Source organism: Streptomyces sp. NPDC013157, assembly GCF_042899865.1.
Classification (GTDB): Bacteria; Actinomycetota; Actinomycetes; order Streptomycetales; family Streptomycetaceae; genus Streptomyces.
Window position 1 is genome coordinate 296,495 of record NZ_JBIBAK010000010.1, and the last position, 21,139, is coordinate 317,633.

15 protein-coding genes are annotated in these 21,139 nt (G+C 72.3%); 8 read left to right on the top strand and 7 right to left on the bottom strand.

All coding sequences use genetic code 11. The annotated features are described in order from the left end of the window. Positions 1 to 259 precede the first annotated feature (259 nt). The 6 genes from ACFY6U_RS28860 to ACFY6U_RS28885 form a co-directional block, all read right to left on the bottom strand. Positions 260 to 1,093: an alpha/beta fold hydrolase gene (locus ACFY6U_RS28860; protein ID WP_390042833.1), complete on the bottom strand. Its 834-nt coding sequence runs from the start codon at positions 1,091 to 1,093 to the stop codon at positions 260 to 262. Positions 1,094 to 1,133: 40 nt separating this feature from the next. Further along, positions 1,134 to 1,631, bottom strand: a complete 498-nt coding sequence (locus ACFY6U_RS28865; RefSeq protein ID WP_390042835.1) for a cupin domain-containing protein — start codon at positions 1,629 to 1,631, stop codon at positions 1,134 to 1,136. Then, positions 1,628 to 2,617 carry an alpha/beta fold hydrolase gene (locus tag ACFY6U_RS28870; RefSeq protein WP_390042837.1) on the bottom strand — a complete coding sequence of 330 codons (990 nt, stop codon included), beginning with the start codon at positions 2,615 to 2,617 and terminating at the stop codon, positions 1,628 to 1,630. The genes ACFY6U_RS28865 and ACFY6U_RS28870 overlap by 4 nt, the downstream gene beginning before the upstream one ends. A gap of 71 nt (positions 2,618 to 2,688) precedes the next feature. Then, positions 2,689 to 3,516 carry an SDR family NAD(P)-dependent oxidoreductase gene (locus ACFY6U_RS28875; RefSeq protein WP_390042839.1) on the bottom strand — a complete coding sequence of 276 codons (828 nt, stop codon included), beginning with the start codon at positions 3,514 to 3,516 and terminating at the stop codon, positions 2,689 to 2,691. Beyond that, on the bottom strand, positions 3,513 to 4,322 hold the full coding sequence (locus ACFY6U_RS28880; RefSeq protein WP_351497591.1) for an alpha/beta hydrolase: 810 nt from the start codon (positions 4,320 to 4,322) through the stop codon (positions 3,513 to 3,515). Before ACFY6U_RS28880 ends, ACFY6U_RS28875 begins: the two co-directional genes overlap by 4 nt. Positions 4,323 to 4,508: 186 nt before the next feature. Further along, positions 4,509 to 4,760 carry a hypothetical protein gene (locus tag ACFY6U_RS28885; RefSeq protein WP_390042841.1) on the bottom strand — a complete coding sequence of 84 codons (252 nt, stop codon included), beginning with the start codon at positions 4,758 to 4,760 and terminating at the stop codon, positions 4,509 to 4,511. Between the two features lie 401 nt (positions 4,761 to 5,161). Here ACFY6U_RS28885 and ACFY6U_RS28890 point away from each other — a divergent pair, with 401 nt between their 5' ends. Together ACFY6U_RS28890 and ACFY6U_RS28895 are read left to right on the top strand one after the other, a co-directional pair. Continuing rightward, positions 5,162 to 7,195, top strand: a complete 2,034-nt coding sequence (locus ACFY6U_RS28890) for a hypothetical protein (RefSeq protein WP_390042843.1) — start codon at positions 5,162 to 5,164, stop codon at positions 7,193 to 7,195. A gap of 1,409 nt (positions 7,196 to 8,604) precedes the next feature. After that, the gene (locus ACFY6U_RS28895; RefSeq protein ID WP_390042845.1) at positions 8,605 to 11,433 is read left to right on the top strand and encodes an ATP-binding protein; all 2,829 of its coding nucleotides are present in this window, start codon (positions 8,605 to 8,607) and stop codon (positions 11,431 to 11,433) included. A 37-nt stretch (positions 11,434 to 11,470) separates the two neighbouring features. On the opposite strand, the gene ACFY6U_RS28900 is transcribed toward ACFY6U_RS28895, so the two are convergent. Further along, positions 11,471 to 13,417, bottom strand: coding sequence for a BTAD domain-containing putative transcriptional regulator (locus ACFY6U_RS28900; protein WP_390042847.1), 1,947 nt, complete (start codon positions 13,415 to 13,417; stop codon positions 11,471 to 11,473). A 318-nt stretch (positions 13,418 to 13,735) separates the two neighbouring features. Between ACFY6U_RS28900 and ACFY6U_RS28905 the strand changes: the two genes are divergently transcribed. From ACFY6U_RS28905 to ACFY6U_RS28930, 6 genes are all read left to right on the top strand, one after another. Further along, a complete protein-coding gene (locus ACFY6U_RS28905; RefSeq protein WP_390042849.1) occupies positions 13,736 to 14,842 on the top strand; it encodes a radical SAM protein in 1,107 nt (368 codons plus the stop codon). Between the two features lie 80 nt (positions 14,843 to 14,922). After that, positions 14,923 to 15,675 (top strand): iron-containing redox enzyme family protein, encoded by a 753-nt coding sequence (locus ACFY6U_RS28910; RefSeq protein WP_390042980.1) that lies wholly within the window; start codon positions 14,923 to 14,925, stop codon positions 15,673 to 15,675. Beyond that, positions 15,665 to 15,880 (top strand): aroma-sacti cluster domain-containing protein, encoded by a 216-nt coding sequence (locus ACFY6U_RS28915; RefSeq protein ID WP_390042851.1) that lies wholly within the window; start codon positions 15,665 to 15,667, stop codon positions 15,878 to 15,880. Before ACFY6U_RS28910 ends, ACFY6U_RS28915 begins: the two co-directional genes overlap by 11 nt. 167 nt (positions 15,881 to 16,047) lie before the next feature. Then, positions 16,048 to 19,581 (top strand): adenylate/guanylate cyclase domain-containing protein, encoded by a 3,534-nt coding sequence (locus ACFY6U_RS28920; protein WP_390042852.1) that lies wholly within the window; start codon positions 16,048 to 16,050, stop codon positions 19,579 to 19,581. A 4-nt stretch (positions 19,582 to 19,585) separates the two neighbouring features. Further along, positions 19,586 to 20,482, top strand: coding sequence for a S8 family serine peptidase (locus ACFY6U_RS28925; RefSeq protein WP_390042854.1), 897 nt, complete (start codon positions 19,586 to 19,588; stop codon positions 20,480 to 20,482). After that, positions 20,479 to 21,042, top strand: coding sequence for a GAF domain-containing protein (locus tag ACFY6U_RS28930; RefSeq protein WP_390042856.1), 564 nt, complete (start codon positions 20,479 to 20,481; stop codon positions 21,040 to 21,042). The genes ACFY6U_RS28925 and ACFY6U_RS28930 overlap by 4 nt, the downstream gene beginning before the upstream one ends. Positions 21,043 to 21,139 lie beyond the last annotated feature (97 nt).

A 21,139-nucleotide genomic window follows, 5' to 3' on the forward strand; every position in this document is an offset into this window, starting at 1 on the left:
ACCGGTCCGGGCGGCCGCCGTCTCGGCCGCGACGCAGGGAGGCGACGCCGGGTCCGGTGGGGAGCCGGGAGCGACGGGAGCCGACGGCCCGGCGGATCAGGGCGCGGGAAAGCGGCTGCGGCGTACGGCACCTCGCCGAGTGCGTGGCGAGCCGGCGCGCAGGGGTGCCGGGCCGGTCCCGGTGCGGGTCACCGGCGGGACGCGTGAGGGCCCGCACCGCATCGCGGTCCGGGCCCTCGGCGGTGGCGGAGCCGGGCGGCTACTTGGCCAGGAAGGCCAGCAGCGCGGCGTTCACCTCCTCGGCGTGCGTCCAGAGCAGGCCGTGCGGGGCGCCCTCGATCTCGACGTACTCGGCCGAGGGCAGCAGCGCGTGGAAGGGCCGCCCGGTGGCGTCGACCGGCAGGATCCGGTCGGCCGTGCCGTGCAGGATCAGCGTCGGTACGTCGATCCTGGCGACGTCGGCGCGGAAGTCGGTGATCCAGGTGGGCACGCAGGCCACCGACGCGTACGCGGACGCGCCCGCCGCCACGTTCCAGCTCGCCCGCACGGCCTCTTCGCTGATCCGGCTGCCGAGCGTCTCGTCGAGGTTGTAGAACGCCTCGTAGAAGCCGGTGAAGTAGGCGTAGCGGTCCTTCGTGACCGCCTCCAGGATGCCGTCGAACACGGACTGGTCGACGCCGCCCGGGTTGTCGTCGGTCCTGACCAGGAAGGGTTCGAGGGAGGCGAGGAAGGCGGCCTTGGCGACGCGCCGCGAGCCGTACGTCCCCAGGTAGCGGCCGACTTCCCCGGTGCCCATGGAGAACCCGACCAGTACCGCGTCGGTGAGGTCCAGCTCGGTCAGCACCGCGTCGAGGTCGGCGGCGAAGGTGTCGTAGTCGTAGCCCGTGGTCGGCTGCGACGAGCGGCCGAAGCCGCGCCGGTCGTAGGTGACGACCCGGTGGCCCGCGTCGAGCAGGGCCGGGAGCTGCTTCTCCCACGAGTGGCCGTCCAGCGGGTAGCCGTGGATCAGTACGACGGGCTGCCCGCTCCCGTGGTCCTCGTAGTACAGCTCGATGTCGGCGGAGTTCTCCTGGCCGACGGTGATGTACGGCATGTCGGTTTCCCTTCGTGTGCTCGGTGGGCCGGCGGGTGACTCACAAGGACGGCGGCGGGCCGGTGACGCGCAGGTGGAAGGCCTCGGCGGAGGCCACGACCGCCGCGATGTCGAACTCCGGCGGCAGGTCCCCGGCCTCGGCCACCGGGGTGCCGTTGGCCCGGAAGTACTCCTCGATGCAGGCCGGGCTGAACAGCACCGCTATCCGCGCCCCCTCGGGCGAGCGCACCAGGTAGCTGTGCGGCACCCCGCGCGGCCCGTACGCGACCTGCCCGGGCACCAGGTCGTGGCGTTGGTCGCCGACGAAGAACGTCACCTCGCCGTCGAGGACGAACCAGACCTCCTCCTCGTCCTCGTGGACGTGGTGCGGGGGTGCGTGGCCGGCCGGGTCGGCGAACTCCATCAGGCTGAGGCGGTTGTCGGTCGCGGTACCGGGGAGCAGGATCCTGGCCTGGCCGCCGAGGAACCAGAAGGGTTCGCGCTCGGGCGTCGGGCCGAAGGTCGGGAAGAAGCCGGTCGTTTTCGCTCCCGAGGTCATCGGGGGCCGTCCAGGAAGCGCAGCAGCATGTCGGTCATCTCTTTCGGGTGCTCCTCGTAGATCCAGTGGCCGGAGTCGGGGACGACGGCCGGGGTGACGTGGGTGGCGTAGCGGCGCACCTGCTTCGCGACCGACGAACCGAGGCTGCCGTCGGCGCCGATCGCGAGGACCGGCATGGTCAGGCGGTTCTTCCGGAACCGCGCGTTGTCGGCGATGTCCTGCGGGAACGCCCGGAACCAGGCGAAGCTCGCCTCCAGATGGGCGTAGTCGCGCAGGTAGGAGGCGAAGACCTGGAGGTCGTCCGGGGTGAGGGCGTCCTTGTGCACGGCAAGGCCCTGCATGAAGCCGGTCGTCCAGGTCAGCTCGCGGCCCCGGACCAGGCTCTCCGGGAGGCCGGTCCGCAAGGAGAAGAAGCCGAAGTGCCATGCGCCGGGGCCCTGGGCCGTCAGCGCCGGGTGCTGGTAGATGTCCGGGTCCGGGATCGGGGCCTCGCTGAGCACGAGCTTCCCGACGCTGTGCGGGTACTGCGCGGCGTAGGCGTACGCGACCATCGTGCCGATGTCGTGGCCGACGACGTCCACGTCCTGGTCCTTGCCGAGCGACACCAGGAGCGCGTGCAGCTCGGCGGCCATGGTCTTCTTGTCGTAGCCGGACGCCGGGGCGTCACTGCGGCCCGCGCCGGGCAGGTCCGGCGCGATGACGGTGTAGTGCCTGGCGAGCGCGGGCATGATGCCGTGCCACTCGTACCAGGTCTGCGGGTAGCCGTGGATCAGGACCAGGGTCGGGCCGTGGCCGCCGATCACGTAGTTGATGCCGATCCCGGCGACCCGGGTCCTGTGTTCACTGAAGCCGGCGGGAATCCGCTCGCCGGGCGACGGCGCCGACTTGTCGGAGGCCGAGGCCGTGAGGGTGGTCGGGCCGAGGCCGACGGCCACGGCGAAGACCGCGGCCACCAGGCGGCGGGATCTGGGCAGGCGGAATCTCACGGATCTCTCCAAGCGACACGAGGGGAAGTGAGGCGCGGCGGGCCGGGCGCCCGCCGTGCCGTGACGGCCGGTCAGAGAGAGTCGACCAGGCCGCCGTCGACGACGAAGTCGGCGCCGGTGATGTTCGCCGCCCGGGGGCCGGCGAGGTAGACCACCAGATCGGCCACCTCGGACGGCCGGGTGAAGCGGCCGGTCACCGACTGGTCCGCCGCGCCACGGGCCACCTCCCGGGGGTCGACGCCCCGGGACCGGCCGACCGTGGCGGCGACACCGCCGGCGCCCTGCCACAGCGCCGTCTCCACCGGGCCGGGACCGATGGTGTTCACCCGCACACCGCGTGGCCCCACTTCCTTGGACAGGGCCTTGCAGAAGTTGGTCAGCGCCGCCTTCGCCGCGCCGTAGTCGATGACCAGCGGGTCCGGCAGCCGGGCGTTGACCGAGGAGACGGTGACGATGCGTCCCGCGCCGGTGGCGAGCAGGTGCGGCAGCGCGGCCCGGGTGGTACGGACGGCGGCCATGAGGTTGACGGTGAACGTCCACTCCCAGTCCTCGTCCGTCACGCCCAGGAAGCCGTCGACCCGCGGCCGCACCGCACCGACGTTGTTCACCAGGACGTCGACACCGCCATGGAGCGCCACGGCCTCGGCGACCAGCGCGGCCGGACCGTCGGGCGTCGCGAGGTCGACCTCCACGACGGTGAGCTCGGCCCCCTGCTTCACGTGCTGGTCGAGGGCGTCGGTGCGTTCCCTCGAACCCGCGACGACGCGGGCGCCGGCGGCGAGGAAGGCCTCGACGACGGCCAGTCCGATGCCGCGCCCGGCGCCGGTGACCACGACGGTCCGCCCGGCCAGGCCCGCGTCGCCGGCGGACGTCCCGGCGGCCTGGGGACCGGAGTTCACCGCCCGGCCTCCAGGCCCTGCCGCCGCAGCCAGGTGAGCACGGTGTCCGCGACCTCGCGCCAGCCGCCGTCGATCGTCAACGAGTGCCCCCGGTCGGGGAAGTTGATGATGTCGGTGACCGCCTCGGAGTGCCGGTACTGCTTGAGGGTGGCCCGGGTGACGACCTCGGGCACCGTGTGGTCCTTGCCGCCGGAGATGAGCAGCAGCGGGCCGCGTCCGCTGTTGTCCGTGTCGACCTTCGCCGGGGAGTGGGGGTTGAAGTTGGCGGAGGCGGCCTCGTACAGCGGCTTGCCCGGCGCGGGGATGGTCCAGCGCTCGTACAGGGCCGCCGATTCCTCCTCGGCTACGGCGTTGCCGAACGCGAACCGGAACTGCTCCGCGGTCAGGGAGACCGACCGGCGCTTGTTGGCCGGGTTCTTGAAGACCGGGAGCGTCGCCTTCAACGCGGACAGCGGCAGCGGCAACACACCCTTGATCTGCGCGGCGTCGATCGCGACCGCCGCGGCTGCGCGGTCCTGGCCGAGCAGCTTCTGCGCGATCATCCCGCCGAACGAGTGGCCGATCACGACGGGCCGCACGGGCAGGGCCTCGATCAGGGCCGCGTAGTGCTCGACGACGTCGTCGATGCCGTGGCCGGCGATGCTCTCGGGGTTCTGGCGCGCGTCCTCGACGGTGTCGGGGTCGCCCGGCCACCCGGGCGCGGACGGGTCGTAGCCCTCGGCGCGGAACAGCTCGATCCACGGCTGCCAGGAGGTGCTGTGCAGCCAGAGCCCGTGGATGAAGACCACGGGAAGGGGGACGGTCATGGCTGGGCCTCTCTTGTCGGTGTCCTGACCCGCATGCGCACACGAAACCGGGAACCCCGGTGCTCTCGCACCGGGGAGGCACCCCAGTGCTTCAGGACAGGGCTTCAGGACAGGGCTTCAGGGCAGTGCTTCAGAGCCAGCGGTTCAGGGCCGGTCGTTCAGGGCCGGTCGTTCAGGGCCGGTCGTTCAGGGATGGATGCCGAACGGCCCGAGGACACCCGCGTCGATCCGCAGGGACTCCAGCAGCGTCCACGCGTTGTCCCGCGTGCAGACGTCGGCGGCGACGAGCGCGGCGGCGGCCGGGACGGCGAGCGCCCCGGCGGCGCCCTTGAGGAATCCGCGGCGGCCGGAGGCCGGAGTTCGGAAGGCATGGAGGGGTGGTCGCCTTTCGGCTGGGGGGACGAAGGCGGCGATCGCCGACCCCTCCCAGGACAGCACCCCCCGAGCGACGTTCGCACTGGGGCTCCACCCCAGTCGAACAGACCCCCACCCCCCCAAACCCCTTGATGCACGGGGAAGTTGAGGATCGGCGGCACGGATGACCGGAAGTGGCCGAGTCGACATGAGACGTAAAGAAACTTCACAGGAAACCCAAAGAATCACTCACGCTGGAAACGCATCTCGGCGCACATGACTCGAAAACGGGCTGTAGGCGGCCGCTTCGCGATCAATTGGTGATGCACCGCCCACATACCGGCCTTCAGAATGCACAGCGGCGCGGACCCACCGGGGGGACCGCCTCTGTCCCGGGAAGGATCCCGACCTCCATGTCCGTCTTTCGCTTAGCCATGCCCGTTTTCAGACGTCCCGCGTCAAGGCCGTTCGCCGCCGTCATGGTCGTGGCCACGGCCCTTGCGGCCGGATCACTGACGGCGCCGGCCCACGCGGCGTCCGGCACCCCGGCCCCACCACGCCGTGCCGCGTCGCACAGCACTCTCTCTCAGCCCACCGCCCGACCGACCTGTGCGGTCAACGACGCCGACGGCTGCCTGAACAACACCGCCACCAGCACCTTCACCACCACGACCGGCCCTGCCGACGCCGACGGCTCCGGCGACAGCATCGACGCCGCCGACCTGACGGGCACAGCGGGCTGGCAGAGCGGCGGCACCGTGACCGTCGACGGCGCCACCATCACGCTGCCGCAGTTCGGCACCGGCACCTACGACAACATGCTGGCCTCAGGCCAGACCCTCACCCTGCCGGGCGGCAGCGTGGTCGACACCGGCGATGCCGTGGTCTTCCTCGCCTTCGCCACCGGCGACGCGGTCAAAGGCGCCTCCGGCACCATCACCTACGCCGGGAACAACTGCCTGAACCCGGACGGCGACCCCGCCGAACAGGACTATGTTCTGGACACCGTGCCGGACTGGCTCTCCGGTCCGCCCGCCGCGGCCTCGATCACCCTGGCCCACGAGAATCACAGCAACAACACCCAGACCAGCCCGAGTTCCGGCCCCAAGGTCTACGCCGTCAGCGTTCCGCTGGCCTGCCCCGGCTCGGTCGTCAGCAGCATCTCCCTGCCGCTGGTGAACAACGGCGTCCAGGCCGGGCGGCCCGCCCTGCACATCCTCGGGCTGGGCCTACGGCCGACGACCGCCACCGGCAGCGGACCCACTGCCCGGCACTGGGTCGGCACCTGGGCCTCGGTCCAGGACACCGGCAGAGTGCGGTTGTCCGACGACAGCACAGCCACCGTCGACGACCAGACGCTCCGTATCCCGGCCCATGTCAGCATCGGCACCGACAGCGCAAACGGGGTGCGAGTCCACCTGTCCAATGCGACGGGCGCCACCCCGGTGACCTTCGACGCGGCCTCCGTCGCCCTTCAGGACACCGTCACAGGCGGCGCCACCGCGGCGGCGGCTCCGACGGCGCTGACCTTCGACGGTTCCCCGTCCGTCACCATCCCCGCAGGCGCCGACGCCGTCAGCGACCCAGTCGCCCTGACCGTCCAGCAGCAGGCGACCGTACTGGTCAGCTTGCGGGTGCACGGCTCGGTGTCCGCCATGCCCGGTCACTCCGTGGCCCGTACTCCCGTCTGGGTCAGCGACCCCGCCGACCGCACCGGTGACACGGCCGCCGCCCACTACACGCAGACCACTTACACCGGTCTGCCGTACCTCTCGGGTATCGACGTCACCACCTCCACCGCAAGGCCCACCGGCTCGCTGGTCCTCTACGGAGACCAGAGCGTCAACGGGGACACCGCAAGCGCAGACGGCCGGCATCACCTGAGCGACGCGATCACCGACGCTCTGGTCGACGATCCGCACGGGAACGCCTCCGTGGCCTACGGCGTGCTCAACGCGGGCACCAGCACCAACCTGCTTCCGCAGATCACCGACAGCACCGTTCCGAGGAACGCGCTCAACCCCCAGGACCGGGACGTGCCGGCCCAGGGCAACGTGCGTACCGTCCTCATCTCCCTCGGCGCCGACGACCTGCTGAACTGCGCCGGCAACGCCGACACCTGCGCCACCGAAGTGGAGAGAGGACTGGCCTCCCTCGACACCCGGCTGAGTTCGTACTACACCGACGACAGCCAGATCTACGTCGACCAGCAGCCGGTCACCCAGAACTCCGGCATCACCGTCTACCTCGCCACCATCCCGCCGTTCACCGCCGCCCACCCCGGCACCGCGACCCAGGAGGCCGCCCGGGAGCAGGTCAACAACTACCTGCTCGACGATTACCCGGGCCGGCTCATCGACCTTGCCGCCGCGGTCTCCACCGACGGCACCGCCACATCCTCGACCGTCAAGGCCGCCGACCTCTCGGACGGCAACCCGTCCGACGCGTACTACGCCGACCTTGCCGGCCGATACGTCGACGACGTCGACTCCGGCACGCTCATCTACCCGCCCGACTGATTCCAGCAGGCCTCGGACAACGAAAGAGGCCGATGACCTGTGACTACAGATCATCGGCCTCTGACCGAAGGGTGAGTGACGGGACTCGAACCTGCTTCGTATCGCTATCGTGACCTGCACCCTTTCTGTACGCGCGGATAAATCCGTGCATACGGGTGGCGGGTGATGACGTTGGATGACGCTGTGTGGCATCCGGTTTGACCATGGTCAAACGCTCCACCATCCCGGCGCCGAGATCGTCCTCGGCCTCCAGCTCAAGCAGGTCGCGACCAGGGCACTGGCCAACCGGGCGACGCAGGGTTATGCCGTCACCGACGTCATTTGGGTGACGCTGCTGGACACCACGATCGAGCCGTTGCGGGCTTGGCGTAAGACTGGGAGGCCGGGCCCCGGTGCCGGGCCTGGACATCAGCGGCCATGGCGGAAACGAAGGGGATGTCGGGCGGCTCCGATCAGACCTTTACGTAACTGCGGCCGTTCAGCTCGAAGTCGTGAGCCGGGAGTTCGTGTTCTGTCGGGAGGCGAGGAAGCCGAAGGAGGGGGTGCGGTTCGCGGTAACCGTCCTGTTGTGGGTGGCGGTGACGCGGGAGCCGCTTGGGTGAACCCGGCGTCCCGCATCTCGCCTGCCTTCTGGCTGTCCCGGAACGACCAGGCGACGTGTCAGTCGTCCAGGGCCCGTACGGCGGTACGGGGCACCGACGGAAGTGCTTGATCAGAGGGGGCGCTTGTAGGGGACCTGCAGCGACTTTCGCTCGTCCGCCCGACCGGCTGACAGCTTTGCTGGCAGCGCAGCGCCGGTCTCGCTGGAAGGCGGGTGGCAGCCTCGCCGGTGGACAGACGCCTTTGGCCGGCGCATCACGAAGGAGCATGTGTCAACCTTTTACACGTGCTCTGATCAGGTAAAATTTCACCGGACAACGTGGCGAGGCATCAGGCGGCATGATCGCTCGTGGTCTCGTAATGCGTAGGTCTCGGGTTCCAATCCCGAGGGCGACTCACTCTAAGCCCCAGGTCAGGTATCTGATCTGAGGTTTTCTGTCATTTGTGCTGTCTCGGGGCTCGGTTCCTGCATTCATTGGGCGATTCCACAGCAACTTCAAGCCAGACGGACTTCCGGGCATGGAAGCGAATGAGACAGACGGCTGAGCATCCGCCCTGGAGACCGTCATTCGCCGCCTATGGGATGAAGGCCGCCAAAGCAGGGCGGGGGCGAGAGTCGTATGTGGAGTTCGACCTGCATAAACGCCCTCCCAAGGTTCGGCGGCCCGTCGGGCGTCGCGGTGGCCGGACGGGAGTGCTTGTGGCGTGTTATTCCCTGTTAATACCCTGTGGGTTGTCATGCCTCGACATTCCTTGCTTGGGTATGCCTGATCAAGATCATGGTCGGTACTGGGGAGGAACGAGCCGTGATGCCCGGAAGATCGGACGACCTGCCCGGCAGAGGTGAGGAACTGACTCGGATGCGTGCGCTGCTCGCACCCGACCGGGGCCCCGTCTTCGTGGTGGTGACGGGTGAGCCCGGGATCGGCAAGTCCCGGCTGTGCGCGGCGTTCGAGGCGGCGGCGACGGGCACGGGCGTTCCGGTGCTGACCGGCCGGGCCACCGAACTGGAGTGCGGTGCCCCGTGGGCGCTGTTCCGGCACGTCCTCGACGACGCGGTGGACCTGGACTGGAGCGGCGGCTCCGCGGAATCGGCCCGGCGACTGCGGGCGCTGTCGGCCACGCTCAGCCGCCAGGACCCGGACTCCCTCTCTGTCATGGGTGTCGAACGGCACCGCGTGCACCGGGCGGGACGGGCGCTGTTGGAGGCCGCGGCCACGCCGTCGGGGCTGCTGCTGGTCTTCGACGACCTGCACTGGGCCGACACGGCGTCCGTGGAGTTCATCGACTATCTCGTCCGGCACCCCACGCGTCGCGTGGTCACGGTCCTTGTCGCCCGCACCGGGCGGCTGCCCACGCTGCTGGAGCGCTCGTTGGACAGTGCCGCCACCCTCGTCGAACGCATGCCGCTCGGGTCGCTGTCCCTCGACGACGCGGGGCTGCTGTTACCGGACGCCTCGCCTGCCTACCAGCGCAAACTGTACGAGATCGGTGGCGGCAATCCGCTGCACCTGGAGATCCTCGGCCGGCTCCCTGCGCACGAGGTCGAGGAACTGCGCGGTGCGTCCGCCGCCGTGGGCGGCGACCGGACCGGTCTCGCTCCGCTGATCTCCCGGGAGTTGAGGGATCTTCCCGAGCCCCTCTTCACCGTCGTGCGCGCGGCCGCGGTCACCGCGGACACCTTAGACACGGCCACCGTGGCGTCGGTGGCCGAACTGCCGCAGGAGGCGGTCGGCGTGGCGCTCGACGCGCTCGTGGACCGGGACGTGCTGCGGGCCCCCGAGGGACGGATCGAGTTCCGCCACCCCCTGGTACGAGCCGCCGCGTACCGGCTCGCGGGCCCGTTGTGGCGGAGCGCCGCCCACCAGCGGGCGGCCGAGCACCTCGCCAGGGAGGGGGCCCCGCCCTCCGTCCGCGCTGAGCATCTGCGGCACGGGCTGCGCCGAGGCGACACCGTGGGCGCCGCACTGCTCGCCGAGGCCGCCACCAGATTGGCCGACATGGCGCCCGCCGACGCCGCACGCTGGCTGCGCGCGGCACTCGACGCAACACAGGATGGCGCCGACCCCGACGGGCAGCGCGCCGAATGGCGGCTGACGATGGCCAAGACCCTCACCGTGTCCGGTCAGTTCGACGAAGCCAGGACGGTGCTGCACGAACTCGCCGCGAGCGGCGACACCGCGTGCCGCCACCGGGCGCTGGAACTGCTGGCCGCCAGCGAGCGGGCACTCGGCCGGTTCGCGGAGGTCCGGGCCCGGCTCGGCGCCGAACTGGCCGCCCCCGACACGGCACCGGACGGCCTGCGGACCCCGCTCCTCGTCGAACTCGCCGCCACCGACATGCTCAGCGGCCAGTGGGACAGCGGCGCACAGCAGGCCGCCGAGGCCCTGCGCCTCGCCGGTCCGGGCGACCGGTCCGGGATCGCCGTCGTCGCCCGGACCCTGCTGGCCGTGGCCGAGCTGTACCGTTGCCGGTTCAGTTCCGGATACCGGCTGCTGGACCAGGCCCGCTGGCACGTCGACGGGCTCACCGACCTCGAACTCCGGGACGACATAGGTCTCCTGCCGCCCCTCGCCTGGGCCGAGTTCCTTGTCGACGACCACGAGGACGCGCTGCGCCACGTCGAACGCGGTATGGACATCGCCCGCCGTTACGGGCGCAGCCACGTCGTGCCCCAGATGTATGTCGTACGGTCGGTCGTGCACGCCCGCATGGGGCTCGTCCCGCTCGCGCTCGTCGACGCCGAGGACGGAGAGGAGATCGCCCGCCACCTCGGAAGCGCCGAAATGCACGGCTTCGTCCTCGCGGTCAAGGCGCTGCCGTTGCTGTGGCACTCGGGCCCCGAGGAGGCGGTGACGCTCGCCGCCCGTATCAGGGATCGCCATCCGTTGCGTTCGGCGTGGTGGCGGAACATCGCCGACCGGTCGCTGGCCGACATGTACTTCCAGGCCGGCCGTCCCGCCGAGTGCCGCGCGCTGCTCGCGGCACGGCCCGACTCCGGCCCGGTCGGCCTCGGGCCGCACGCCCCCTCCCTGTACGCGGTGCGCGCGGAAGCCGAGGTCGCGTGCGGGGACCGGGCGGCCGGACGGGAGTGGTACGAGCGGGCGGCCGAGGCGGCCGCCTCGGGCGCGCCCCGCGCCCAGTACGGTTCCGTGGTCCGCGCCCGCGCCACGCTCCTGCTCGCGGAGAACCGGTTGGAGGACGCGCGTGACGAGGCGTACGTCGCCGTCGAGCACTTCCGGGCCGCCGCGCTCCCTGTCGACGAGGGCTTCGCCCGGCTGCTCACCGCCAGGATTCTCACGGCCCTCGGTGACGCCCACGGGGCCGACGAGGAACTGGGCCGCGCCCGGCGGCTGTTCACCGGCTGCGACGCGCCATGGCTGGTGCGGGCCGTGGGCCGTGAGCAGCGGCGGGCGGGGGCCCAGCGGCCCCGCACCAGACCGGCGGGCCTCACCGCCCGGGAACGGCAGATCGCCGAGCTGGTCGCCCGCGGTCTCACCAGTCCGCAGATAGCCGAACAGCTCTTCCTCAGCGTCCGCACCGTCGAGTCCCATCTCGCCCGTGTCTTCCACAAGGCCGGGGTGACGGGGCGGGTGGCGCTGGCCCGCAAGATCGCCGAGGAGGGGCTGCCGGAGTGAGGGACGCGGCCCGGGGCCCCGTCGCACGGACCCGGCCTCACCGAGGGTCCGCGGGTAAGTACCCCCGGGACGACCGGCTGTTCGAGAGGCTCGGACCGGGCGCCTGTTCGCGGACGAACAGACGCAGCAGACGCGGGAGTTCGTACGGTTCGTACCGTTCACCCTGATCACCGTGGTTGCTCTGTGCACTTCGCTCCCCCGGTCCGCCGTGGGCCAGCACCTCGTCGTCCGGCACGCCGATCGCTCCGGCCTCCACCATGTGCTCCAACGTCCGGTACAGCCGCGCTCCGTCGACCCCGAGCACGCTCCGCGCGTCCGCCGGAGTGAACACCGGCGACGGCAGCGACGCCAGCTGGCGCACCATGTCCCGCACGGGCCCCGGCAGACCGTCCCACCAGTCGGCCAGCCTCGGCCGTACGGCGGTGTCCCCCACCGACAGCTCGTCGAGCGCCGTACGGGGATCGGCCAGTCGGGCCGCGTACCGCTCCGACGGCAGATGACGCAGCACGGCCAGCTTCGTACCGGCCACCCGCAGGGCCAGCGGTAGCAGCCCGGTCGCGGTGGCGATCCGCTCCGCCGTCCGGTCGGCGGCCAGCCGCTCCGGCCCGGCGAACCGGACCAGCAGCTCCACCCCCTCGCGCAGGGTGAGCGGCGGGACGTCCACCCGGTGGTCGGCCTCCTCAAGCCCCGCCAGTCGGGTCCGGGCGGTCACCAGCACCGAGCTGCGATCGGTGCCGGGCAGCAGCGCCCGTACGCACGCCTCGTCCGGCGCGTCGTCGAGGACCAGCAGCGGCCGGCGGTCCGCGACCCAGCGACGCCAGTGGGTCCAGGATTCGGGTTCGCGGCCCGTGTCGGGCAGGCCCGCGGCACGCGCGAGTTCGGCGATCACATCGGCGGCCGGGCGTGGTGTGCCGTCGTTCGCACGCAGCCGGACCAGGAAGCGTCCTTCGGGAAAGCGTTCACCGAGACCGTGGGCCAGGTGTACCGCCAGCGCGCTCTTGCCGATCCCGGCGGGACCGGTCAGGACCACCAGCCGCCCCGGGCCGTCGGGGCGGCCCAGCAGCCCCGACAGGTCGTCGAGGAGGCCGGCGCGGCCGGTGAAGTTCGCCGTCTCGCGGGGAAGTAGATGGTGGCCCTCCGGACCCCTTCGCCCGGCGCGCCCGGCCCCGGTGGGGGCGGGGCCCGCGTGGTCCTCGCCGACCAGCAGCGACTGGTAGCGCGCCGCCAGGGCCCCGCTCGGCCGCAGTCCCAGATCGCGCGCCATCAGCTGCCGGAACTCCTCGTACGCGGCGAAGGCCTCCGTCTGCCGTCCGGTCCGGTACAGGGCCGTCAACTGGGCGGCGCGCAGCCGTTCCCGGAACGGGTGTTCCGCCACGAGGGCGTCCACCGTCTCGCCCACGGGCCCCGCGTCGCCCGCCGCGAGCTGCGCCTCCGCCCAGTCCTCCCAGGCCGTGAGATAGCGCAGCGTCATGCGCTCCGCCTCGTCACCGATGACACCCGTGGCGGCCAGGTCGGACAGCAACGGCCCCCGCCACAGGTCCAGCGCCTCGCGCAGCATCAGCGCGGCGTCGGCGGACGCCGAGGCTAATGCGGCCCGTCGGCCCGCCCGTACCAGCTCGTCGAACCTGAGCGAGTCGAGTTCCGCCGGGTCGGCCCGCAGCACATAGCCGCCGCGGTCATGGACGATGCGCTCGGCGCCGCCCGGGGCGTCCCGGTCGGCGGCGTTCAGCAGTTTGCGCAGCGCGGACACATAGACCTGGATGTTCTTGCGCGCGGTGCGGGGAGGTCGCCGGTCCCACAGTGCCTCGGCCAGCAGATCGGCTGCGACGGCCGACCCGGCGCGGCACAGCAGCACGGCCAGCACCAGCCGCTGTTTGTGCGGTCCGAGGGGCAGGGGACGGCCGTCGGCCTCCACCGTCAGCGGTCCGAGGACACGGAACCGCAGCCGGGACGCTCGGCCGGGGTGAACGGAACCGGTGAACATCCGCGTCCTTCCCGAGGGGGTGGGCGGGTGAGGCCCGGGATCTGCGCGATGCCTGAGTGCGCAGTCTGCGTGCATCCCGACTGTCCCGGACAACCGCCCGGCGAACATCCGTAGGACCACGCAAAACTCATCCGCTGTCCACAGGACGCCTGATGCCCCTCCCGGACGCCGCCAGAACCCGGCGACCTGGGGGTTTACCGCTATCGAAGCGGTGGTCAACCGGGAAGCAACCGGGCACGGGGAAGGTGGTCGCCCGACGACCGTCGGCGGCGGGAGCGAGCCGGGAGCCCGCGCCGATCAGCGGAGGTGGTGAGACGCATGGAACTGGGCGAACTGCTCGGGCTGCGTCCGGTGCCCTGTGCCGGACTGCTGATGACCCTCACCCGCCGCTGCCCGCTGAGCTGCGCCCACTGCTCCACCTCCGCCACCCTGTCCGGCGAGGAGCCGGGCGCCCTCGGCCTGAGACGGTTCACCCGTTCCCTCACCGCGGACGACCGGCCCGACGTGGTGATGTTCACCGGGGGCGAACCGCTGCTCCGCCCCCGGCTGGTCACCGAACTGGCCGCCGTGGTACGGGCGGTGGGCGCGCGGAGCGCACTGCTCAGCGGGATGTTCTTCGCCCGGGGCGGTGGTGGCCTTCCGGCGCCGATCCGCACCGCGATCACCGCCGTCGACCACTTCTCGGCGAGTCTGGACGCCTTCCACGAACGGGAGGTGAGCCGCGCCGACGTCTTTGTCGCCGTACGCCGGGTGCTTGACCACGGGGTCCCCGCCAGCTTCCACGTCACCGGCCTCGGGTCGGCCGATCCATACCTGGCCGATGTCGTCGCCGATGTCCGCAGGACCTTCGGCGACCGGGTGCCGATGCTCGTCAACGAGGTACGGGCCGTGGGGCGGGCCGTGGGATGGGCGGCGCCCGGCCGGGTGGTGGAGGGGCGGGCGACGGAGGCGGTGGCGCCCTGCACGATGGCTGCCTGGCCGGTGGTCGCCTTCGACGGCACCGTGGTCGCCTGCTGCAACCAGGACGTGGTGGACCGCCGCCCCGTACCGGCCCATCTGAGGCTCGGGCACGTGGCGACGGACGACTGGGCGGCCGTACGGACCCGGGCGCTGGGGTCGCCCGAGCTGAGGATGATCCGGGCGACCGGGCCCGATTACCTGTACGCGCGCTACGGATCGGGTCCGCCGCAGAGTGCCCGAGGCGCGGAGTCGTACTGCACCGGCTGCCGGCTGCTCGGGGAACGCCCGGCCGTGGCCGACGCCGTCCGGCGGGTCGGGGCGAGCCCGGTCGGCGTCCTGCTGGACCACGAGGCGGCCCGTCGCCAGACGGCGGACGGGCCCGTCGCCCTGGTCCGCCGGTGGGGCTGCTCCGGGTACGCCCCGCTGGTCGCCCCGGCGCCGACGGTACGGCAGGACGCGCGATGAGGCGCCCGACCGCCACCGGGCCGGACCGCCCGAGCGCGGCGAGGGGTGCGGTGGCACCCGGTGCCGTGTCCTCCGGCGTGATGCCGTCCGGACCCGTGTCATCCGGATCTGTGCCGTCCGGACCCGTGCCGTCCGGTGCCGCGCGCCGGCTGCGTGCCAAGCTCGCCCTCGCCGACCCCGTACTGCGTGCCTCGTTGGCGGACCTCTGGCGGCCGTTCGGACTGGCGGACGGGGCGGGGGTGGTGCCGGGGGCGGCGCGGCGCTATCTGCGGTACCTGGGCGCCATGCACGAGATGGTCCGGGCCTCCGTGCCGTTGATGGAACGGGCCCTGTCGCGGTGCGAACTCCACGCCCCGGACGACGCCCTGGGCGAGCCCCTCGCCCGCTACCTCGCCGTCCACATCGACGAGGAGCGCCATCACGACGACTGGCTGCTGGAGGACCTGGCGGCGGCGGGTGGACCGCTGGAGCCTCCGGTCCCCTCGGCCGATGTCGCCGCGCTGGTGGGGGCGCAGTACTACTGGATCGAACACCGTCATCCGGTGTGTCTGCTGGGCTACATGACGGTGCTGGAGGGGCATGCTCCCGCGCCGTGGCTGGCGGACCGGCTCGCCGAACGCACCGGGCTGCCGTACGACGCGTTCCGCACCGTACGCCACCACGCCGTGCTCGACACCGGGCACAGCGAGGAACTCGACCGCCTCGTGGACCGGTTGCCGCTCGACGCGGCGCAGGAGGCCGCCGTGGCGGTGAGCGCCCTGTACACCGTGACCGGGGTGGCCGGAGTCCTCACCCGTATCACCACCGAACGAGGAGCCCCCGATGGCCGCTGAGTACGACGACCCCGCGCGTGACGTCCTCACCGTTCTGGAAGCCGCTGGTTTCACGATCGGCACGCTGCCCGACGAGCAGCAGGAGGTGTTCCGCTCGCTCACACCCGAGGAGGTCGCCCTGCTGGTCGACATCAAGGGACGGCTCGACGAGGCGGAACCGGAGGTACAGGCCCACGGGGTGGTGGCGGGCGGGGCGCTGTTCTGAACGGCCCCGGGACCGACCGGAGTTGTACGTGAGCGGCCTTCTGTGTGAGCGGCCTCGGCCGGGCCGGTGAGGACACGGGCATGAACGAGCCACTTGGTACCAGCGAGCCCCACCGCGTGGACGAGGAGACGGCATGAACGGCGACACGGCATGAACAGTGACACGGCATGAACGGCGACACGGGAACGCACTGCGCCGGGTGCCGTACCCGGCTGTCCGCCGGGGCGCGATTCTGCTCCGGCTGCGGGCTGCCCTGCGCCCAGGACGCCGGGCCGGGCGGCCAGCCCGTCGAGGAACGCAGGGTCGTCAGCGTCGTCTTCTGCGACCTCGTCGGTTCCACCGCGCTGTCCGGGCGACTTGATCCGGAGACCCTGCGTTCCGTCACGCTGCGCTACTTCGATCTGATGCGGCACCAGATCGAGGCGCACGGCGGCACCGTGGAGAAATTCATCGGAGACGCCGTGATGGCGGTCTTCGGGGTGCCGGTCATGCACGAGGACGACGCCCGGCGCGCCGCGGCGGCGGCCCTGGACATGGTCGACGCCCTGGAGGAGCTGAACGCGGACCTCACCCGGGCGCCGGGGGTACGGCTGGATGTGCGGATCGGCGTCAACACCGGTGAAGCGGTGGCCAGTTCGGATGCGTCCGCCCGGCAGGCCCTGGTCTCCGGCGAGGTCGTCAACGTGGCCGCCCGGCTGGAGCAGAACGCCGCCGCCGGCGAGATCCTCATCGGTCCGCTGACCCTGCGGGCGATCGGCCCCGCGGCGGTGGTCGAGGAGGCCGGACCGCTCCTGCTCAAGGGCAAGACCGACCCGGTGACCGCGCATCGACTGCTGGCCGTCGTCGACCACGACCCCGAACACCTTCGCCGCTTCGACATCCCCTTCGTCGGCCGTGAGCCCGAACTGGCCGAACTGCGTCTGGTGCTGGACAAGACGAACGACGGCCGAGGCTGCCACCTGGTCACCGTGTACGGCGAGGCCGGCATCGGCAAGACCCGTCTGATCCGGGAGTGGCTCCACCGGGAGCACGCCGACGGCACCGGCGGCCCGGGTGCGGACCGCCTGGCCTTCGTGGGTGCGGACCCCGCGGCTTTCGTCGCGGCGGGTACCGGGCGGCCGGGCATGGCTCGGCCCCGTCCCGTGTACGGGGCCGGACGCTGTCGGCCCTACGGTGACGCCGGGAGCCTCGCGCCGCTGGCCGAGGCGCTGCGCTCGCTGCTGGACCGGGCCGGTGGGGTCACCGGGCCCGGTGGCCTCGACGGATTCGGGGAGGACGAACGGGCGGAGGCGGCCGAGGCGCTGGCGTCGCTGGAGGCCGGAGTGCTACGGGACGGCACGCCCAGCCCCTCCTTCGACGAGACCTGTGCTGCGCTGGCCGGCCTGCTCGGCGCACTGGCCTCGCGGCTGCCGCTGGTGCTGGTGCTGGACGACTGCCACTGGGCGGACGCCCTGTTGCTGGAAGCGCTGGACCGGCTGGTGGAGGATCTCGACCACGCGGCCGTGATGGTGGTCTGTGTCGCCCGCCCCGAACTGCTGGACGTCAGGCCGGACTGGGGGAGCGGGCGGCTGAAGTCGGTCTCGCTGATGCTCTCCGGGTTCTCGGCGCGGGAGTCGGCCACGTTCGCGGCCGGGCTGGCGGAGGTCGGAGCCCACGCTGCGGACACCCTCCCCGCGCACGTCATGGAACGGGCCGAGGGTAACCCATTCCACCTGGAACAACTGCTGGCCCTGCGCGCCGAGGGCGGAGCCGCCGACGAACTGCCGCCCACGGTCCAGGCCCTGCTGGGCGCCCGTATCGACGCCCTGGAGCAGACCGAACGCGGCACCCTCGACCTGGCCTCCGTCGTAGGCCGGGAGTTCCGCACGGACCAGGTGGCCGACCTGGCCGCCGCGGGCGAGGACGGCACGGGACCGGAGACGGTGCGTTCCGCCGTGCGCGGCCTGACCCGACGCCGACTGGTGACGCCGGCTCCGCGCCGTCCCGGCGCCGGCGCGCTCGTCCGCTTCAGCAGCGGCCTGGTCCAGGAAGTCGTCTACCAGGCGATGGCCAAGCGGGTCCGGGCCGACCGCCACGAGCACGCGGCCGACCTCCCGGCCACCCGTCAGGCCGGCGACGCGGCGGTCGGGTTCCACCTGGAACGCGCCCACCGCTACCGCGGCGACCTCGGCCTGTTCGACGAGCACACCGAGCGGCTGCGCCACCGCGCCGCACAGTCGCTGGCCGCCGCCGGCGCCGGCGCGCTCGCCCGCGCCGACCTCTCGCGTGCCGAGGACCTGCTGACCCGGGCAACGGCCCTGGCCCGCCCCGGCGAGTCCACCTGGCCCGACGCCGCCCGCCGGCTCGCCGAGGCCCGGCTCGCCCTCGGCCGACCGGCAGAGGCCCGCGTGCTGCTCCTGCGGGTCCTCACCGCGGCCACCGCCTCCGGTGACCGGCTGGCCCGGGCCCACGCCTGTCTGACGCTCGCCACGGTGGATCCGACCGCCGGCCCGGCCCACCTCCGGACCGCCGAAACCGTCGAAACCGCCGACCCTGGGCTCCTCGACACGGCCCTCCACCCCGCCCCCGCCGTTTCCCCGGCGGCTCCGGCGGACTCCGCGGCTCCGGCAGCCGCTGGGCCCGCCGTGTCCCCGGCCGACGTGGCCGCCGCCGTACTCCCCGTCTTCGAAGCGGCCGACGACGCGCTCGGGCTCGCCCGTGCCCAGCTTCGCCTCGCTCAGGGAGAGCAGGCGAGGGGGCGGCACGCCGCGGCTGAGCAGCTGCTCAGCCGGGCACTCGCCGACGCCGTACGGGCCGACGCCGAACCGGAACGGGCGGCGGCGCTCGGCGCGTTGGGTGTGTCGCTGTGGCTGGGACCGGAGACCGTACCCTCGGCCGTCGAGCGCTGCCGCACCCTGCTGGCGGAGCACGCCGGGGAACGCCGCACCGTACGGGTGACACTCAACTGTCCCCTCGCGGTACTGCTCGCGCTGCGCCAGCGGTTCGCGGAGGCGCGTGAGTGCCTGGCGGTGGCCGAACGGTTCGCGCGGGACCTGGGTTTCGCCGAGGCCGCCGTGTTCCTGCCGTTCTTCTCCGCCGCGGTGGAGACACTGGCCGGCCAGCCGGACCGGGCGGAGGCGTCCCTGCGGGAGGCCGAACGCTCCTGCCGGGCGGCGGGGGAGGACGGCCTGCCCGCACCCATGGCCCGCGAACTGGCCCGGCTGCTGGTTGCCCGTGGTGCCCGCCGCGAGGCGCTGGGGCGTATCGAACCGGCCGACGCCGACCTGCCGTCGTCCGAGGCGGCCGACCGTGACGGTCTGCTGGCCGTGATCGCGGCGCTGGACGGCGAGTTCACCGAGGCCGAACGGCTGGCCGACCGCGCCACGGCTCACGCCACCCGCACCGACTCGCCGATCGTACGGGCCGTCGCCCTGACCGACCGGGCGCGTACGCAGTTGCTGCTCGGCCGTCCGGACCCGGCCGCCGCCGCTGCCCGTGAGGCCGGGCACCTGTTCGCCGCCAAGGGACATCTTCCGGGTGTGGCCCAGGCGGCGGAGCTGACCCGAAGGGCCGCGCGCGCGGAGCCGACGGACACCCGTCCGGCGCCTTCCCCGTCGTCCGGGACACGAGAACCCGGGCCGTGGTCGCCGGCCCCGCGCCCATCCGACGTGCGGTCACCCGATACGGGGCGGCCGACGAGCGAGGAAGACCTGGAGGAATGACCGAATGAGTACGGCACCGTCCGCGTGGGACTCCGCACTCACCTGGAGCCTGCGTGGCCGCGGCCCCGGCGACATCCCGGTGACCGCGCACGGCGACACCGTCACGCCGGAGTGGGCCTGGGGCGGCGCGACCGGCCGGGGCGTACGGGTCTGTGTGGTGGACAGCGGAGTCGAGCGTGACCATCCGCAGGTCGGGCCGGTGGACGGCTCGTATGTCGTGGTCAAGGGCGACCACGGCATCCGGGTGGAGGAGACGGACACCGGCGACACCTGCGGCCACGGCACCGCCTGTGCCGGCATCATCCGCCGAGCCGCGGCCGGCTGCGAGATCCACAGCGTGCGCGTGCTCGGCGAGCGGTTCTCCGGCACCGGAGACGTCCTGCTGGCGGGGCTGCGCTGGGCCATCGAGCAACGCTTCGACGTCGTCAACATGAGCCTGTCCACCACCCGCCCCCGTTTCGTCGAGACGCTCCACGCACTGGCCGACGACGCGTACTTCGCCGGTACGGCCATCGTCGCCTCGGCCCACAACAGCCTGGTGGAGTCCTTCCCCTGGCGGTTCTCCTCGGTGATCTCGGTGGGCAGCCACCAGGAGGACGATCCGCGGCTGCACCTGTACAACCCCAGCCCGCCGGTGGAGTTCTTCGCCGCCGGACAGAACGTGACCGTTCCCTGGCTGAACGGGGCCACGATCCGTACCACCGGCAACAGCTTCGCCACGCCGTACATCGCCGGACTGTGTGCCCTCATCCGCTCCAAGCACCCGCAGCTGACGGTCTTCCAGCTCAAGAACATCCTCTACCTGACCGCGGCCAACGTCCGTACGGAGTCCTCGCCCCTGTCCGCGCCGCCGTCGCCCCTGCCCGTACCGACGGCCGAGCCCTTGGAGACGCATTCATGAAACAGCCAACCGGCTCGGACGACGACGTCGCCCGCGAACTCCTCCAGTCGGTCGTCGCCACGGCCCAGGCCATCTTCGGAGCCGAGGCCAGCTCCATCTTCCTGCTCGACGAGGCCGCCGACGAGCTGGTCTTCGAGGCGGTCTCGGGGCAGGGCGAGGAGTTCCTCGTCGGCACCCGCTTCCCCGCCGGACGCGGCATCGCCGGCTGGGTGGCGACATCGGGGGAACCGGTGATCGTCGACGACCTCACCCGGAACGGATCCTTCGCCCGCGACCTCGCCGAGTCCACGCGCTATGTCCCCGACGCGTTGATGGCGGTCCCGCTGGTCCACGGTTCACGGGTACTCGGCGTGCTGGAGGTCCTCGACCCCGTCCCGCAGAGCCGGTCCAGCCTCGGCGAACTGGACCTGCTGGCTCTGTTCGCCAGACAGGCCGCCGTCGCCCTGCGTGTGGTCCTCGACCGCCGTGACGCCGGTACGCCCCGGCTGGGGGGCCAGGGCCGCGCGGAGAGCCTGCGCATGGTCGAGGCACTGCGAGAACTGCTGCTCGAAGCCCGATGATGCGAAAGCCCACCGCCCTGCCGCCCCACTGCCGTACCGGCCCACCGCCCCGCTGAAGCCGCTCACGCCCGCTGACGCAGACCCAGGACAGCCCCGG